This is a genomic window from Butyrivibrio sp. AE3006 (genome assembly GCF_000424165.1).
GTDB lineage: Bacteria > Bacillota > Clostridia > Lachnospirales > Lachnospiraceae > Butyrivibrio.
Genome location: NZ_AUJJ01000001.1, coordinates 277,306 through 294,392, shown reverse-complemented (window position 1 = coordinate 294,392; position 17,087 = coordinate 277,306). Strand labels below are relative to the sequence as shown.

The 17,087-nt window shown below is 41.2% G+C and carries 9 protein-coding genes and 1 pseudogene; 2 read left to right on the top strand and 8 right to left on the bottom strand.

Annotated elements, in window-relative coordinates:
• Positions 1 to 27: 27 nt before the first annotated feature.
• Positions 28 to 1,212, top strand: a complete 1,185-nt coding sequence (locus G603_RS0101085; protein ID WP_026525493.1) for an acyltransferase family protein — start codon at positions 28 to 30, stop codon at positions 1,210 to 1,212.
• A 61-nt stretch (positions 1,213 to 1,273) separates the two neighbouring features.
• On the opposite strand, the gene G603_RS0101080 is transcribed toward G603_RS0101085, so the two are convergent.
• The 5 genes and pseudogenes from G603_RS0101080 to G603_RS0101065 form a co-directional block, all read right to left on the bottom strand.
• Positions 1,274 to 2,953 carry a GGDEF domain-containing protein gene (locus tag G603_RS0101080; RefSeq protein WP_026525494.1) on the bottom strand — a complete coding sequence of 560 codons (1,680 nt, stop codon included), beginning with the start codon at positions 2,951 to 2,953 and terminating at the stop codon, positions 1,274 to 1,276.
• A complete protein-coding gene (locus G603_RS0101075) occupies positions 2,946 to 4,634 on the bottom strand; it encodes a GGDEF domain-containing protein (RefSeq protein WP_196808026.1) in 1,689 nt (562 codons plus the stop codon). Before G603_RS0101075 ends, G603_RS0101080 begins: the two co-directional genes overlap by 8 nt.
• Positions 4,635 to 4,679: 45 nt before the next feature.
• Positions 4,680 to 5,606, bottom strand: coding sequence for an NADAR family protein (locus G603_RS23205; RefSeq protein ID WP_442852360.1), 927 nt, complete (start codon positions 5,604 to 5,606; stop codon positions 4,680 to 4,682).
• Positions 5,604 to 6,101, bottom strand: a pseudogene (locus G603_RS23200) (macro domain-containing protein); the annotation flags it as partial. The pseudogene G603_RS23200 and the gene G603_RS23205, both read right to left, overlap by 3 nt.
• Positions 6,102 to 6,279: 178 nt before the next feature.
• Positions 6,280 to 6,642: a hypothetical protein gene (locus G603_RS0101065; protein WP_026525496.1), complete on the bottom strand. Its 363-nt coding sequence runs from the start codon at positions 6,640 to 6,642 to the stop codon at positions 6,280 to 6,282.
• 247 nt (positions 6,643 to 6,889) lie between these two features.
• Between G603_RS0101065 and hflX the strand changes: the two genes are divergently transcribed.
• Positions 6,890 to 8,215, top strand: a complete 1,326-nt coding sequence (gene hflX / locus G603_RS0101060) for a GTPase HflX (RefSeq protein ID WP_051207322.1) — start codon at positions 6,890 to 6,892, stop codon at positions 8,213 to 8,215.
• 35 nt (positions 8,216 to 8,250) lie between these two features.
• Here hflX and malQ read toward each other — a convergent pair whose 3' ends face one another.
• From malQ to G603_RS0101045, 3 genes are all read right to left on the bottom strand, one after another.
• On the bottom strand, positions 8,251 to 9,756 hold the full coding sequence (malQ, locus tag G603_RS0101055; RefSeq protein ID WP_035791529.1) for a 4-alpha-glucanotransferase: 1,506 nt from the start codon (positions 9,754 to 9,756) through the stop codon (positions 8,251 to 8,253).
• A 193-nt stretch (positions 9,757 to 9,949) separates the two neighbouring features.
• Positions 9,950 to 15,097: a hypothetical protein gene (locus tag G603_RS21180; RefSeq protein ID WP_026669040.1), complete on the bottom strand. Its 5,148-nt coding sequence runs from the start codon at positions 15,095 to 15,097 to the stop codon at positions 9,950 to 9,952.
• Positions 15,098 to 15,323: 226 nt separating this feature from the next.
• Complete coding sequence (locus G603_RS0101045) at positions 15,324 to 16,976, bottom strand: aminoacyl-histidine dipeptidase (RefSeq protein WP_026669039.1); 1,653 nt, start codon at positions 16,974 to 16,976, stop codon at positions 15,324 to 15,326.
• Positions 16,977 to 17,087: the final 111 nt, after the last annotated feature.

The window sequence follows — 17,087 nt, the reverse complement described above, 5'->3', positions numbered from 1 at the left end:
TTCTTTGACAACTTTGGGAGGTAAAAAATGAATAATCTAATCTACGTGGTGTACCTTATCCTGCCTGTAGTTTTGCTTTGGGGAGCAAAGCCGACAAAAAGAGGAGAATGGAACACCGAATTCTTGTCCCTTGAGCAGACAAAAGCTCTTCAGGGATTTCTTGCACTGTGCATCATGCTTCATCACATCAGCCAGAAAAGATGCGCATCCTGGATATGGCCACAGAACCGTATAATCCACGGTCTTGATATTTTTGTGGACATGGGCTATCTACTGGTTGGCGTATTCCTCTTCTTCAACGGATATGGTGTTTACAAAAGCTTTCATTCAAAAGAAAACTATTTAAAGGGCTTCTTCTCAAGAAGGGTTCTGCCTGTTATCCTGTCCTTCTACACAACAGGACTTATCTTCTTTGTAGCAAGACTTCTTCTCAAAGAAAAAATGGATACACAGCTTAAGATTTTTTATCTTACAGGAATCAAGCTCTGCAATCCCAATACATGGTACGTGATCGTGCTTCCGTTCTTCTACATGGCATTCTATTTTGCCTTCAGATTCATCAAAAAGGACGGCCTTGCAACTGCTGTAACCTGCGGCTTCGTATTTGCTTACATGCTCTATGGCACAACCATCGATCACAACGATTTCTGGATCCGAGGTCAGTGGTGGTACAACTGTGTTCACCTTTTTGCTGTCGGAATAATCTTTGCAAAGTTTGAAAATAAGATCATACCTCATCTTAAAAAGTTCTACTGGGTATATCTGATCCTGGCACTGGTACTGATGATTCCTATGATCAATTTCTCAAACGGCATTTGCAACACATTCTCATACTATGGTGAGAACTGGGGCGCTCCTGATACAGTATTCAGACGCCGCGTATGCCTTGCATCACAGATGCTGCCTACCTGCAACTTCGTATTCTGCATTCTACTCCTTGGCATGAAGCTCAAAATTGGCAATAAGTTCATCAAGTTCATGGGCACGATTACCCTTGAGTTCTACCTTATCCATGGACTTTTTGTAGAGCTCTTCACCTACGAATTTGACGGAAAAGCAAAGGGAATCTATCCCATCAAGAACCTTCTTGCGTATGTAGTTGTTGTTTTTGTTCTTGGTCTTCCTTCAGCTATTCTACTTAAGAAGCTGCACAATCTTATACTTGGAAAAAATAAAAGCAATAAAAAAATAGCGGTTTCAAAAGCAGCTTGAAAAGAATAAGATATAGATAAAAAATGCGCCGGAGTGACATTCCCTTAAGTCATTCCGGCGTTTATCTTGAGTGTTTCATTCCTGATTTTTTCTTATACATTCGCTCGTCAGCAAGAAGGTAAACAGAATTCCAATCACTTCCGTTTGTCTCATGTCTGTAGGCAAATCCCGCTGCAGCGCTTCTCTCCATGGACGGGTCCTTTTTATTCATCTCTAAAAGGGCACCATCCAGCCTCTGAATAAGCTCATCCGCCATATCGAGATCATCGCCCCTTAATATGGATACAAATTCATCTCCGCCAATTCTTGCGATAAATCCGCTCTTTCCAAAGCACCCTGTAAAAGCTTCCGTAAATTCTGACAAGTACTTATCTCCTACCAGATGTCCTTTGGTATCGTTTACAGATTTTAAGCCGTTTAGATCGATACTTACAACGCAGTAATCCTCGTCAGTTTTTCCAAGGTCAGTTAAATATTTTTCATATCTTGATCTGTTTGGGATTCCCGTCAGGTCGTCCTCATAGGCAAGTCTTGCCAGCGATTGATGCTCAACTTTACTTGCATAGGAATCAGAAATGTAGATTCTGTAGTTAACAAGGGTAGCAAATACCATACATATGGCGCCCAGAGGAACAGCCTTCTTTGAAAGCATAATCTGTTCTGATATTCCGGCAACCTCCAGGTAGTAGAAAAATACATTAAAGAAAAAGGACAGCGCCAGAACAGTTTCTCCAGCCAGCTGTATGATCTGAGAATTGGTAATGCGATGATTTATGCTGTCTCTTACAAGGTACACTATCATCAGAACACACATTGCAAGCGCATTGATCTGATATACCATAAGCATCCTGTTGATATGAACAAGGCCCATAAAATGAATAGCTATAAGTGATAGTGATATTACGGTCCCTGATACCGAGAAAAATAAAAAAACCTTATCCTTCAAATAATCCTGCATACATCCCATGACCATATACATCAATGGAACAAGCAGATAAAGGGAAATGTACTCTATCTCCGTCTGGTGACCTCCGGTATCAAGGAAAATATCCATAAGCCTGAACTGTGTGAGGAACCATACTCCAAGCATTATGTAAAGAAGCGATGAATAAATCTGCATGTCCATCTCAGGAAGATCACTTCTAAATCCGATGGAAATTGCAAAAAACATAAGACCAAATATCATCAAAAATGCTGATGTCATAAACACAAACATATTACTGTAGACAGCGTATAAAAGCACATCCATATATTCACCTATAACAGGTGATTCGTAGAAATTATATGCGCTGTCTTCAGATACCAGATACTCAATAATTATAACTGAAGCCTCGGCACCTCCGCAGGATGGCAGGTTTAAAAAAGTATCCTCACATCCTATGAATTCATTGATTTCATACAGATCAAAATTGTGCTCACCAACAAGCTTACCGTTGCAGGTAACTCTCCAGGCGCTGAACCTGCTTTCAAACAAAAGCGTTGGCGCAGTATAAATGCCAAGTCCCTCCACCTTATTTTCAAGGACAATATGATCTCCTTTTTGAGTTGCAGAGCCAATAAGCCTTCGAAGTGCAGGAAGGCTTACATCCGTAAATTCCACGTCATTGTACCTGACATCCCATCCGTCAGATAAAACACTGACCTTTTCGATGCCGGATGGGCTCATCCAAAAATGACCTATCAACGTTAGCAGCAGGAATGATATGAAAGAGATTGTAAGGAAAAGTATTTTTCTACGCATGGTGTTTCTCCTTCATTTCATACATTCTTGTATCAGCCAGATAATAAATATCTTCAAAACTCCCACCCTGCAGTTCATTACTGTAGGCATAGCCAGTAGATGCAGACAGGGTAAACCGCTCTCCTTTCTGATTAAATGCAGCCAGATTTTTCTCAAGTGCGCGTATACACTTATCACAGATGTCAGCAGCAGGATTATCAAAGATAACCAAAAACTCATCTCCTCCGGTCCTGCCTATGATGCTTGCTCCAATGAAAGATTCTCTCAAAATATCCGCGAAGGCTTTGATCATCTTATCCCCTTCAAGATGTCCAAGGGTATCATTCACATATTTTAATTTATCCAGATCAAGACTCACTACAGCATAAGGATTCTCCATGGCTGCATGATACTGTGAACACTTTGCCCTGTTTGCAAGACCAGTCAAAGCATCAGTATAGGCAAGGCCCTCAAGCTGCGCCTTAACCCTTTCTGCATTCATATGGTCGATTCCATTGAGGAAATAGTAAATATACAGGCATATTATGAAAAACAGCATCCCCAGGTCGAGATAATCGATATTGGCAAAAATGCTCTCTCCGCCAAACGTTCCCTTGAATCTGCTTATGTTGTATCTGATAATCTCCAAAATTCCAAAGACCATTATTATAACGAAACCCAAAAGGAGGTAATTACCCGGCTCAAGACCTGTATAAGTATCCGATTTAGCTTTCTCATTATGCTTTTTTATCATTCCCGCTATCAATGATGGCATAATGACCATTATATCCACTACGCCGAGAAATTGAGTAGGGATCACAAACATCTCAATATGCGCAAGCTTTAATACGTGCAGTAAAATAAAACATGTTGGCATGAGAATATTTATAGCCAGTATTATACGCTGCCTTGTGGTCTCAATCTCAGGGTGAGACGAGTATAAAAGCACGCTGAATGCCAGCGGTATGAAAAATAATACGATGTATTCCAGGATTGAAAAATAATAGTTCTTATCACTGATAAAACAGAATATGTCATTATATGCATAGCAGTACACACCAAGCTGCAATGACACAAGAGCACTGAGGAATGTAGAAAGATCTGTTTTTTTATAAAGGAACATGAAAACTCCAAGAGCAAACAAAAGACAGGAATAGATAAAAAAGAATCCGCCTATAAAAATCGTAAGCCTGTGGTATTGTAAGAAATTGTGGACAAGCTCCCGCTTCGTTCCAAAATAGATTGGATATATACCATTGAAGGTGTTTTTTTCAGGAATAGTATAAGAAATGGATAATTCATGAGGGACTGTGCCATCCTCTAAGGCTATCATGTTGTACTTTTTAGGCACAAACTCTCCCGCATCGCTGTATTCTTTTCCATAGGAATACACCGGCTCTCCATCTATACATACGTCCACCGAAGCCAGACTGTTTTTAAACATGATAGTGGGAGCAATGATATTCGTGGCAGGAGTCGTGTTTATAATCGTAATGACTTCACCCTTGTAGGTGTCCCCAACAGAAAAATCTGCCAAAGTAACGTCTTTATAGATTTTATCCCCACACTGAACAGACCAGCCCGAGCTAAGCTGGCTATAATGCATGGTTCTTTCTGAATTAAGCAGGTCGCTTCCGAAAATAAGTAAAACTGTAGCAACGAAAGTCATGAGTATCGAAAGCACCATAATTTTTCTTTTCATAGATGCTTTTTTCATGAAAAACTGCCTAAACCTTCCTGTGTAAAACTACTTCAGTAGCTTTCTAAGATATTTACGAACTCCCATAAGGGCAAAACCAAGGATATTCTCGCTTTGTTTTTCTGATTTATAAGCACGCCACTGCTGCGGAGGAACTTTCAGGGTTCCATCGGGAGTGATGAGTTCACTCTCCTTCATTCCCGCTCCGTATATATCATCAAAGGGGCTTGCTTCTATGAGCACATCATCGCCGGTAGCAAGAAGTGCCCCTGCAAACTCTTCATCGCAAAGAGCCCGCATGTAAGCTCCCCGGAAAATAATCTCCTTAAAAGCTGCTCTCCATTTAGTCTCGTCATAATTCTTAATGTTACGCCCAGCCTTCTTACACTTCTGAGGATCCGGCTCTTCCATGATAATCTTATAGGAGTCAAAATCGCCAAAAAGGAGGGCCTGCTCGGATATTATGTACTGTTCCAACGTGGCGTATGTGCGTCCGTTTATTGTAATGGGCTTACCTGCATGCCAGCTTGACAGGATGCTGTTGTCACTGCCGCTGGTATCATGCCAGAAGCACACATACCTGTGGGAGTTGCCCTGTTCTTCTTCAGAAATAAGCCAGTTAATGTCATAGAGGTTCCAGTATTTAAGGTCATCCTGATTGAAAGTGGTTTCGGCTTCATCTTCAGCCTGATTTTCAGAAGCTTCTATTTTCCCTTCGGTTGCCTCTTCTTCCTCAGAAGATGTTTCTGACGCCTTCTGTACTTCCTCAGAATCAGCTTTCTCTATCTCTTCCATCTCAGGAGCAGATTCTTCTGCAGCCTGCTCTTCAACTTCCTCAGCAGTTTCCTTTACAGCCTGCTCCTCTGAATTCTCTTCGCTTTCAGCTACTTCATCAACTTCTTCAACCTCTTCTACAGTCTCCTCAGCTGCCTTAGCCTTCTTTACAGGCTTCTTCTTTGGAACAGCAGCCTTGATTTCCTCAGAGTAAGACTTAAGGCACAAATCATCGGGTACAACCCAGCATATATCATCAAAAGCATCGGGGTTCTTTTTTACATAATCGCAGACAGTGGCAACAGCTACCTTGGCGGCACGCTCCACAGGATAGCCCAGTTCCCCTGTAGAAATCGAGCAGAAAGCGAGCCTTCGAATTTTGTTTTCAGCTGCCAGCTCCAGTGCACTTGTATAGCAGGAACGCAGAAGTTCCTTTTCGCCTGCGGTACCACCCATCCACACAGGACCAACAGAATGAATGATATAATCGCAAGGAAGCTCATAACCGTAGGTCAGCCTTGAATCACCGGTTTCACATCCATTGAGTCTTCTGCACTCAGTTCTTAGCTGCGGGCCTGCAGCTCTGTGAATCAGACCATCGATACCACCTCCACCAAGAAGCGAATTATTTGCGCAATTAACAATGGCATCAAACTCCGTAACCTTGGTTATGTCATCCTTAACAACTCGAATCATCTTATCCCCCTTAAGTCGGTTGTATTAACGTAATATCATATAAACTTATTGAAATACTATTCTTATTATATACTAAAAAACGTTTTTACTACTTTTTCAAAGAATTAATTTTTTATAAAGCAAAAAATATAAAAGGCGGTAATCCCCACGGACTACCGCCAAAAAATCTCACCTTCTTTTATAAATTATGCAACGCATTATTCATAGCTATATTCACTTTTTCGTTCATACTGTCCGTAATTTGCTCCGAAAGCATATCCAGGATTCTACTGCTTCCCTTGGAAAAAGTCATAGCCGATGATTGGTCCTGCAGACTATTTTTCGCATCATCTTTGTGGTCAAACTCATATCTTGACCTCATTCCATCACTAAGGGTGCGCATTGCCTGCATTGAATCATAGGTCTTTGCGAAAACATCACCAAATTCCTCTTTCGCTTTGGAAACATTTTCACTGTTAGTGCCAGAACTCTTGGATATAGACTCCGGATTCAGGTACAGATCTGTCAACCTGCCCATAGAAGCAGCTAAATTGTAGCTCATAGGCGCCTCCCTTCGAAATCCTTTTCTATAAAATATTTTATCACATCTACAAAATTTATATCGGCAGCTACAGTCGATTTAATAATTTTTTAATCAAAATTTATAAAAACAATTCTTTTAACAGAGCATCAGTTTACAGTACATCAGAGCTTTACAAGGCTAAGCACTTCTGATAACTTAAAAAAAAGATGTATGAAAATAGTTGTTTTCCTGAGCATTTTTGCCTAATACCGATTGAAAGGGTTATATGAAAATACAGAACATAATCGTAAATGAAGAAGCCATGAAAACTCCCGGTGCTATCCTTGTGGGTCTTATGCATGGCAATATAAGTGATTCCAAATTTGAGAGATCAATGAACGAGCTTGAAGCTCTGACCGGTGCCTGCGATCTTGAGGTTAAGGGGACTATTACCCAGACACTTCCTCACCCTGAACACGGCACCTTTATCGGCAGCGGTAAGGTTGAGGAGCTTAAGAACCTGATAAATATGCTTGATGCCGATATTGTCATCTTTGGAGATACACTCTCTCCTATTCAGATCAGGAATCTGGAGAACATTCTGGATACTGAGGTAATAGACCGCACTGGTCTTATTCTTCAGATTTTTGCAAAAAGAGCAAGAACCAGAGAATCCAGAATGCAGGTAGAGTACGCCCAGCTGCAATTCATGCTTCCGAGACTTGCCGGCATGCGTACAGAGCTCAGCAGGCAGGGTGGAGGCAGCGGCAGACTCTCCAACAAGGGTGCCGGCGAGAAAAAGCTGGAGCTGGACAGACGTCGCATCGAGAAAAGAATGGCGGAGCTTCGAAGAGAGCTTGAAGCAGTCGAAAGAGAACGCGATACCCAGCGCTCCAAGAGAATGTCCGGAGATATTCCAAGGATTTCTCTTGTAGGCTATACAAACGCAGGTAAATCAACTCTCCTGAACGCTATGCTTACAAAAAGCCACGCCGATAACGCAGAGAGCAAGATGGTTCTGCAGAAGGACATGCTTTTTGCAACCCTGGATACTACAGTAAGGCGAATCGACATGCCGGGACATAAGCCTTTTCTTTTATCTGACACCGTTGGATTCATAGATGAGCTTCCCACCACTTTGGTAAAAGCATTCCGCTCCACTCTTTCAGAAGCGGTATATGCGGATCTTTTGGTAGAGGTTATAGATTTCTCAGATCCCGACTATCTGAATCAGATTGAGGTCACTGAGAAGACTCTCAGAGATATAGGTGCTGGCGAAATTCCGATAATTTATGTTTTCAATAAGGCAGATGTTGTAATCGGCAATTCAGAGCATGCTGCCATGACCATACCTCATGTGCGAAATGACAGAATCTATATGTCAGCCGAGAACATGATAGGTCTTGAGGAACTGATAACGCTCATGGAAAAAACCCTTGAGGGTGAGCGAATAAATGCTGAATTCCTTATCCCCTATTCAGACGGTCAGGCCCTCCACGATATCTCAACCCGCTCAGATGTGATCGAGACTGAGTACACCGAAGAGGGCACTCATCTTACAGTTAAATGCAGCAAGAAGATGATCATTGATTATATGTCCTATACCATTTAGGTTCCATATACATTTAACCCATAAATCAGACATCTCTATTTTTTATCCGGGACTTCCTGAGGAACTCTGCTATAGGTTGATACCAGAAGGTTGATACTTTTGGCAAGGTCCTCGGAAAGGAAGTTTGGTGTAAGTCTCCATTGCCAGTTACCCTCAGAAGTTCCCGGCGTATTTATTCTCGCTTCTTTTCCTTTACAGAGATAATCCTGCAAAGGAACAATACACAGATCCGCCACTGAACGGTATGCTTCTCTTATGATATCCCTCACAAAAGCGCCATAATCCGTATTCATAGAATTGATATAGCGCCTTGTAAAATCACGTTCTCCTTCATTTATCTCCTGAACCCAGGCAAAGGTAGGCGTATTGTCATGGGTTCCTGTATATACGACACTGTTTTTGGTATGTCTGTGGTTCACATAGATGCTGTCCCAGCTGGTAAAGCCGTACTGAAGAACCTTCATACCCGGAAGTCCCGTGTCCTCTAAAAGCTTCACATTCTCTTCTGTGGTATTTCCAAGATCTTCTGCGATCATATTCAGTTCACCAAATTTCTTTTTAAGGGTCTTAAACAGATCCATTCCGGGGCCTTTTTCCTGCTTGCCCTTCTCTGCTGTCTCATTCCCATAAGGCACAGCGTAATACTCTGCAAAGCCATGGAAATGATCGATTCTTATCACATCAAACAGCTCTCTGTTTCTCTCTATTCTCTTAACCCACCATGAATAGTCGTCCTTCTTTAGGCTATCCCAGTCATATATGGGATTACCCCAAAGCTGTCCCGTGGGCGAAAAAGCATCCGGAGGACATCCTGCCACAACAGTGGGTACCAGATCCTTATCCATCATGAATACTTCCGGATGTGACCAGCTGTCAGCGCTGTCCATCGCAACATAAAATGGCATATCACCAATTATCTTTACTTTATGAGCATGGGCATACTTCTTAAGCTTCTCCCACTGCTCCTCGAACTTATATTGAATGAAAAAGATAAATTCTATTTCATCCTTCTGATCCTTTTTAACCTTATCAAGAGCTTTCTTATCTCTGGCTTTAAGGTCATCCGGCCAGTCAAGCCAGGATTTGCCCTCCTGAAGGTCCTTTATAACACTAAATAGAGCATAGTCCTCAAGCCAGAAGCTCTCCTTCTTCTTAAATGCCTTAAAATCATCCGGAATTGCCTCTTTAAAGCGTTCAAACGCTTTTCTTAGAACAATTCCCCTATTCTCATAAAGCTTGCCGTAATCGACCTTTTCCTGGTCATTTCCAAAGTCCGTACCATTTACATCATCCCATGTAAGAAGGCCTTCTTCTATCAGTGTCTCTAATGATATAAAATATGAATTTCCCGCAAAAGCAGAAAATGGCTGATAAGGTGAATTGCCAAATCCCGTGGGTCCCAAAGGCAGAACCTGCCAATATCCCTGAGCTGCCTTTTCAAGGAAATCCACAAATTCATAAGCCTCTCTTGAAAAGCAACCTATTCCAAATTTAGAAGCCAGTGAAAACACAGGCATCAATATTCCACTTTCTCTGTTCATACCATTCCTCCTCAATAAGTCATAATGAACACAGTCATATCAAGATGTCACATAAATACGTTGTGCCCACATGAATTTTACACATATTACTATACCATAATTTGTGCAAAAACACATTTTTATAATCTGTATAACGCAAAAAGAGCATCACCGAAGTGACGCTCTTTTGCTAATTTATGAGTGGAATATTGAATTATTCATTCTCTTCCTTTTTTCTTCTGCCTATAGCCATAAGTGATACTGCTGCGCCGGCTGCGAAGACAAGAACAAGTACTCTTGCAGTATTTGTATTATCCTCTGTGCCACCACGTCTAGCACCAAGTACCTGAGCTTCTTCAGCTGCAGGAGCTTCAGGCTCTCTCTTAACACCAAGTACAGAAGGCTGAGGTGTTGAACCACCATCATCATCGTCAGGATCATCCTCTACGTTGCTGTTGGGAACTTTCTTCTCATCATCATCGTCGTCAGGATCATCATCTGTCTTCTTTTTCTTATCATCCTTATCAGGAACTTCTGTATCATTTGTTACAGTAAGTGTACCTTCAACGGTTGTGATCTCGTAGTTGCCTATATCTGTCTTAGGCTGTCCTTCTACTGTTCCATCATAAAGGGTGTAACTAAATGTGTTAGCTACTGTACCGGGATCTGTAATTGTACCTGTTACGTTGAAGTTTGCACCTTCGCCATGTACAAATCCGGTCTTCTCACCAACTTCTGAAGCTGTAACTGTCTTCTCTGTAAGAGGTGTTCCATCGTAAACCTTGCTTGCAGAACCGGATGTAAGAACAACTTCTCTCTTAAGAACGTGGAGATAACCAATAACCTCGGTAGGATCTGCCTCTACCTGAGTGTTCTCTGTGTTAGTCTCACCTGTAGCCTCATTGTTATTTGCATCTTCTGCAGGAGCATTAGCCTCATCATCAGCATTTAATGACTTAGGAAGCTGAACATCAGTCTTGTCGCCTTCCCTGACAACCTTGATCTGGAACTCATCACTTACATCATAGTTCTTGCCATCCATCTGCAATGTAACTGCAAGACCCTTTGTATGAAGAAGAATAGGATAATCACCTACTACAGTTCCATGACCACCTGTGAGGTAAAGTCCGCTAACTGTTACAGTCATCTTGTCAGTAACTTCCTTAACAACAGGATCAATAGCGATCTTCTTTTCTTCCTCTGCAGCTGATGCCTTGATCTTCAGGCTGCCAAGAATGCTGTCAACAGCACTTCCGATACCCTGTGTAAGATTTCCTAACAGACCTGCGTTCTTAGCTGCATTCTTGATAACGTCTGTGTTTACAGTAACGTCAACATTCATGTTAGCCTTCTGGTCAACACCGCTGTAGTAAACGTAAGTATCTACACCCTGTTCCTGCTTCTCAGTTGTAAGCTTAATGACAATCTCAAATCTCTCACTACGCTGAGTAATCTCAAGAGTACCCTCTGTCTTTGTGATTGAGTAGTTCTCAAAGTCTGTGTTCTCTTTTGCAGCGTAAGTGAATGCGTTAGCACTTGTACCTTTAACTGTCTGAGATCCTGTGAAGGTATATATTGCACCTTCTTCACCAACCCAGCCATCTTCTACAAGGAGCTCACCATCTTTTCCTGTAAGAACCTTTCTTTCAGCATTTGTAAGAGGCTGAGCATTAAACTCTCTTTTAAGGTCATCAGATGTAAGTGTTACAGGTTTAGGTGTAATTGTGAATGCACCATCGTGTACTCTGATCTTTGTAAATGTATCATTTACGATATATTTTCCGTCCTCTGTAGTTGAGGCATCAATCACAAACTTCTCACCGGTAACCTTATTTACAAGAGTAACCTTTGTTACCTTCTTGTTTTTCACTCCTGTTGCAGGATTCTGTCTAACGTTTGTTATACCCTCGTTATTTACTGAAGCCTCAACAGTAATGTTATAGTCCTTAGCAAGAGTGCTGTTAATGTCATAAGAACCTGTTACAGAATTCTGCTTGATACCATTGTATACAGCGGAATCTGTATCTGCATAAACATCAAGCTCTGTATCAAAGTCTGCTCTCTTGTAATATACATTAAGCACTACCTGCTTTGTAGTAGTTGTCTTAATTGTATCTTCCCACCAGTTAGCTTCACCCTTATCAACAAGTGTATACTCAACATTATTCTTGGTCTTTGTAAGAGGTCTCTGCTCAGGTTTAACTGATACCTTAACCCCGGTCTTGCTTACATATACAGGACCGCAAATAAGTGAATCGAAGTAATCTGATGTAAACTCACCCTTGTCATTGTATGAAGTATCAGCGGGCTGCTCATGTCTATACTCGTATGTTCCATCAGCTTTCTGATAATAGTAGTTGATATAGTACTTCTTGTATCCACCAACTATCTCATATACTGCATAGAATTCCTGGTCACCTTCTACTGGGGTATCCTTGATCCAATTTCTTGAATAGGTCTTGCCATCAGCTGCTTTCCAGCCAACGAACTCTTTAATTACATTTCCATCAGCATCCTTCTTAGGTTCAGGATCATCGATTGTGTATGTCTTGTCGCCATATTTCTGCTGAACCTTTGCAGAAACATTATCTCCAAGAAGAGCATGCTTTCCTTCGTCATCAGCTTCATCGAAATACTTGGTTGTGTACTCTACATCAACCCACTGTGCGTAGAAATCCATTTCATGAACAAGCAGTAATGAATCATCATTATCTACTTCAGGATCCTTGTACTTATCACCTGTACCATCTGCTTTAGTTGTCCAACCTACAAATTTCTTACCTGCAGGAGCTTTAGTAAATGTATCAGCATATTCCTGAACATCGTATGAGTTACCACTCCATAAACCTGTAACTTCTACAGGCTCTTCTGTACAGCCATCAAAGTTTGCATGGTATGTAACTGATATCTGAGCGTTCTCGATATATCCGTCAATGTGATAAGCCTTAGCAGGATTATCATTATCATATGTGTTACCTGCTGTGTTCTTATATACGTACCACTTTATATCGCTAAGTTCTGCAGGTCTTGTAGTCTTTCCGGACGCATCTTTCTTAACTCGTACATTACTAAGATATGACTCAAGATCCTCATTTATTGTTGTGCTATCAATAGACTTGATAAGTGTATTGATAATACCACTCATGGAAGGATCCCATAAGTTGTGGTGACTATCAATCTTAGACTTGATATCACTCTCATAGTTCGAAAGTGAATCAAGCGCGTACAGGTCTACAGCAGTACCCTTCCACTTCTCGTAAGTGTAGGCTGCACTATTCTTGCTGGGGAAGTACTCACTTACATCCTGCTCAGTAGAATCTTCAGGAATTGTTTTATTGGGAAGAAGCACATAAAAAGCTACATTTGCTGTAGTTGTTGAGTAATATACATTAAGTACGTTCTTTGTCTTATCAGCATCAGCAGGATCAAGAACTAATTTGCTTCCTTCTGCATTTGTATCAAGTGTATATTCTATTCCGTTATAAGTAACTGTTGTGTCAAATACAGGCTCAAACTTCTTGCCTTCAGCTGCAGTACCAAATTTTTCTTTTACAGTCTTATCACCGAGAATCTTAACCTTAGTAGTATCTTCAGATGAAAGAGTATATATAGGTGCAGCAGAATATTTTCCGGGTGTGCCTGCAAAAACGTTTATTGTATACTCAACGTCTTCAGCAAACTCTTTAAACTCAAAGTTATAGTCGAAACCGAATACATCCTGGTTGTATGCATGAGCATTTACACAATCCTCATATGCTCTTGTATTAAGTGCTTCAGATTCCTCACGTGTAATATAATCGTTGCAGTATTTTTTACCCTGATATTCAAACTCGAAATAAATATAATCCTTGGTTGTAACAGTTAATCCTCTGCTACGAAGATCAAGTCTCTTCTCAACACGATGAAGATCCTGCTCATCAACAGCTCTGTCATTCATGTCATACCATGTTCCGTTGATGTTCACACGTGCATTCTTAACATCATCGATGTTTATATCTGTGAATCCAAGATCAATGTGGTGTGTTGTTTGATACTTCACAAAACTGGAATCCTTCTCATAAACGAAGAGAAGCTCAGTATCTTCATTTATAAAGTATCTCTTATAGAAAGGATCTACATATAATACTGAAAGCCCGAATAAATGACCCCTCTTAATCTCACTGAATTCTTTTTTATCATTACCCTTAACATAATATGCAGTCTTGAACTTATAGCCATGATAAATGGGAGCCACATCACTTGCGCTCATTTTATCCTGGAAAAGTCTCCACTCGATAGCTATATTTCTAACGCTCTCGTAATCGTTAATATCTTTACCATTTACATCCACTGCGTGGATCTTAAATGTATCAGTAGCCTCTCCTAAAAAAGTTTCATGATAAAGAGTTACTGTATAAATAGAGAAATGCTCTGCATCGAATACAACTTCCTGAGCTGTCTCAGAAGCAGCATCTGCAACCTTATTAGCATCAGAAAGATCATCTGTTACATGATAAACAGCAAGGCTTACATCCTTATCTGCTGCTTCTTCAATCTTAGAGAATCTAACTTCTACAGTACCATCCTCAGGCTGTACATAGCCATCATAGCTCTCTGAATAGATATTGATATCATAAGAGAATGTCTGTGATACTTCTGCAGTCTCACCAAGCTCTTCGTCAATTGTTTCCTTAACCTGTTCCTCTTCGGAATTGTCAAGTTTCTTAATATCAAGAGTTGCATCATCGGGAAGAACTTCAGGATCAGCATAAAGAGATACGAGAATACCATCTATCTCCTTTGAAGCCTTGAATTCCTTAACTCTCTCTTCCTCCTTGGCAGGTGCCTCTTCTGTAGAAGATGTGTCTGCTGCGTTAGATGCGATCTCTTCTGTGGGAAGCTCTGCATCGGGATTCTCCTCTGTAGGTGTCTCCTCTGCAGGAGTCTCATCTGCAGGTGTCTCCTCAGCAGGTGTCTCTTCCTGAGCATCACCTGTCTCTTCTGTGGAGCCTTCGCCTGCAGCATCAGAAGCTTCCTCAGTTGAGCCCTCATCTGCTGTATCTACAGCTTCCTCAGTAGCAGGAGCATTGTCATCTGAAGCTGTCTCGTCAGCAGGAGTCTCCTCAACTACTTCTGCAGCCTCTTCTACAACTGTCTCCTCTTCCTTCTCCTCTTCAGCAGGTGTCTCTGCTTCAGTGTCAGACGGAGCTGTTTCTTCAACAGTCTCTTCGTTTGTGCCTTCTGCTGCTTCAAGAGTCTCTTCAGTAATCTCAGTTACTTCAGAAGCTCTGGCACCGATACTGTTGTAATCGGACGCAAATGTTGATGTAAGAACAACAGCTGCGAGCAGTCCGGCGAGTTTTCTTGCAATACTCTTCCTCATATTCCCTCCATAAAATATAAAAAAATTATAAAATTTTTGACAAACTTACCTTATAAGTATATGAACTAATTTTTCATTTTGCACTACCAAAAATGAAGAAATTTCTTCAAAATTCGTACTTGACAAGTAATAATTTCCATGAAACGCAGAAACCGTCTGGGTTTTCAGCCCAGGCGGCTCCAAAATTTTATTTGTCTAACTTTTGTTAAATTTTGTATTTTTTATCTTACAATTCCTTAAGTACAGCACAAAGATACTCAAAAGTTCTTCCGGCGGATGCCACACTTAATTTTTCACCGGTGGAATGGATGTCCTGCATGTCCGGTCCGATGGATACACAATCAAGATTTTCAATCTTTTCAGAGAATAATCCGCACTCTAATCCGGCATGAATCGCTTCTACTTTCATGTCCTTTTTATAGAGCTTCTTATATACATCCACCATCTTGTCGCGAAGAACAGAATCCTTGCGATAAGCCCATCCCGGATACTCTCCTGAAGTCTCGTGGATTCCATCAAAGCTTTCGATGATGATCTCCATTTTACGAAGAAGCGCTTCTTTTGCAGGTGCGATTGAACTTCTGACCGAGTAATCCAGAATGAATGCCTCATCTACGACGCCGGCACCGGTGCTTGCAGCATCTTTTCCTTCAACCGCTCCTGATTTATTTGCAACAATCTTGAGAATTCCAAGATTAAGTGATGTCTCAACAAGTCCATCGATAGAATCGCTCATGGCCTGAACTCCAAAAGGCATTGCACAAATACATCTTGCGAGTTCAATAACCTGAGTGCATGGAATGATTCCTGAGATAACTTCTCTCTTTTCATGAACCTCAGTGTATGCATCCACGCTGGAATCAAGGTTAACAGAAGCCATATGTGATACATCTGTCTTTTCAGGCGGAAGACTGCTGTCAAACACTTCCTCTACCACAATTGAAAGATCAGGATCTCTGCTTCCAAGTTCTTTTTTCAGATCTTCTTCTACTTTATATGCTATATGAGAAAGCTTTCCGTAAAGTGAGAAAAATGAAACATCCGGTCCAACTATATTTCCATGGGTCTGTGATGCAAGGCCCATAAGCAAAAGCTCAGCTTCGCAGTCTGTTGCGATAGCATTGTCTGCAACACCACCATTTAAGCTTATAAGTCCGATTTCAAGGGTATCTGTGATCTCAAGAAGAAGTCTTCCCATGATGTTATTGGCATTACCTCTGCCCTTGACTATCATCTCACCGGAATGACCGCCCTTAAGACCTTTTACATGGATTTTAACCTTAATACCACTTCTGTTCTCTCTTGTAAGAGGAAGATATCCATGGAAACGTGCGCCGCCTGCGCAGCTGACAATCATTGCACCTTCTTCTTCGTTATCAATATTGATAAGTCTCTTGCCTTCGATATCGTGGCAATCAAGTGCAAAAGCTCCATCCATACCAACTTCTTCATTTGTAGTAATTATAACTTCAAGAGGCGGATGAGGAATCTTATCGCTATCAAGAATTGCAAGGCAGTAAGCAACAGCTATTCCATCATCACCGCCAAGGCTTGTTCCCTCAGCCCAGATAAACTCTCCGTCAGTCTTAAGCTTAAGGGGATCCTTGGTCATATCGATCTTCGCCCCCTTTTCCTTAACAGCGACCATATCCATATGTCCCTGAAGGATAACGGGCTCATGATCCTCATAGCCCTTTGTGCCGGGCTTTTTGATCACTACATTGTATTCCTTGTCCTGGCGCACATAGAGGTTCCTGTCCTTTGCAAACTTAACCAGGAAATTACTGATTTTCTTAACGTTATATGATCCATGGGGAATATTACATATCTCCTCGAACCATTTAAATACTTCTGAGGGTTTTAATTTTTCAAGTGCCATATTTATGTCCTTTCTATATAAAGATTAGCCATCATTTAATCAAATACATTCTACCACATTTATGTTCAAGCTCAACTAAGCTCGTAAAAAACTCACCCTGTGCTCTAATCA

What these genes read in the sequence shown, in the direction of transcription:
- G603_RS0101085 (WP_026525493.1), top strand. Translation starts at nt 28, where the DNA reads ATGAATAATCTAATCTACGTGGTGTACCTTATCCTGCCTGTAGTTTTG.
- G603_RS0101080 (WP_026525494.1), bottom strand. Translation starts at nt 2,953, where the DNA reads ATGCGTAGAAAAATACTTTTCCTTACAATCTCTTTCATATCATTCCTG.
- G603_RS0101075 (WP_196808026.1), bottom strand. Translation starts at nt 4,634, where the DNA reads ATGAAAAGAAAAATTATGGTGCTTTCGATACTCATGACTTTCGTTGCT.
- G603_RS0101065 (WP_026525496.1), bottom strand. Translation starts at nt 6,642, where the DNA reads ATGAGCTACAATTTAGCTGCTTCTATGGGCAGGTTGACAGATCTGTAC.
- hflX (WP_051207322.1), top strand. Translation starts at nt 6,890, where the DNA reads ATGAAAATACAGAACATAATCGTAAATGAAGAAGCCATGAAAACTCCC.
- malQ (WP_035791529.1), bottom strand. Translation starts at nt 9,756, where the DNA reads ATGAACAGAGAAAGTGGAATATTGATGCCTGTGTTTTCACTGGCTTCT.
- G603_RS21180 (WP_026669040.1), bottom strand. Translation starts at nt 15,097, where the DNA reads ATGAGGAAGAGTATTGCAAGAAAACTCGCCGGACTGCTCGCAGCTGTT.
- G603_RS0101045 (WP_026669039.1), bottom strand. Translation starts at nt 16,976, where the DNA reads ATGGCACTTGAAAAATTAAAACCCTCAGAAGTATTTAAATGGTTCGAG.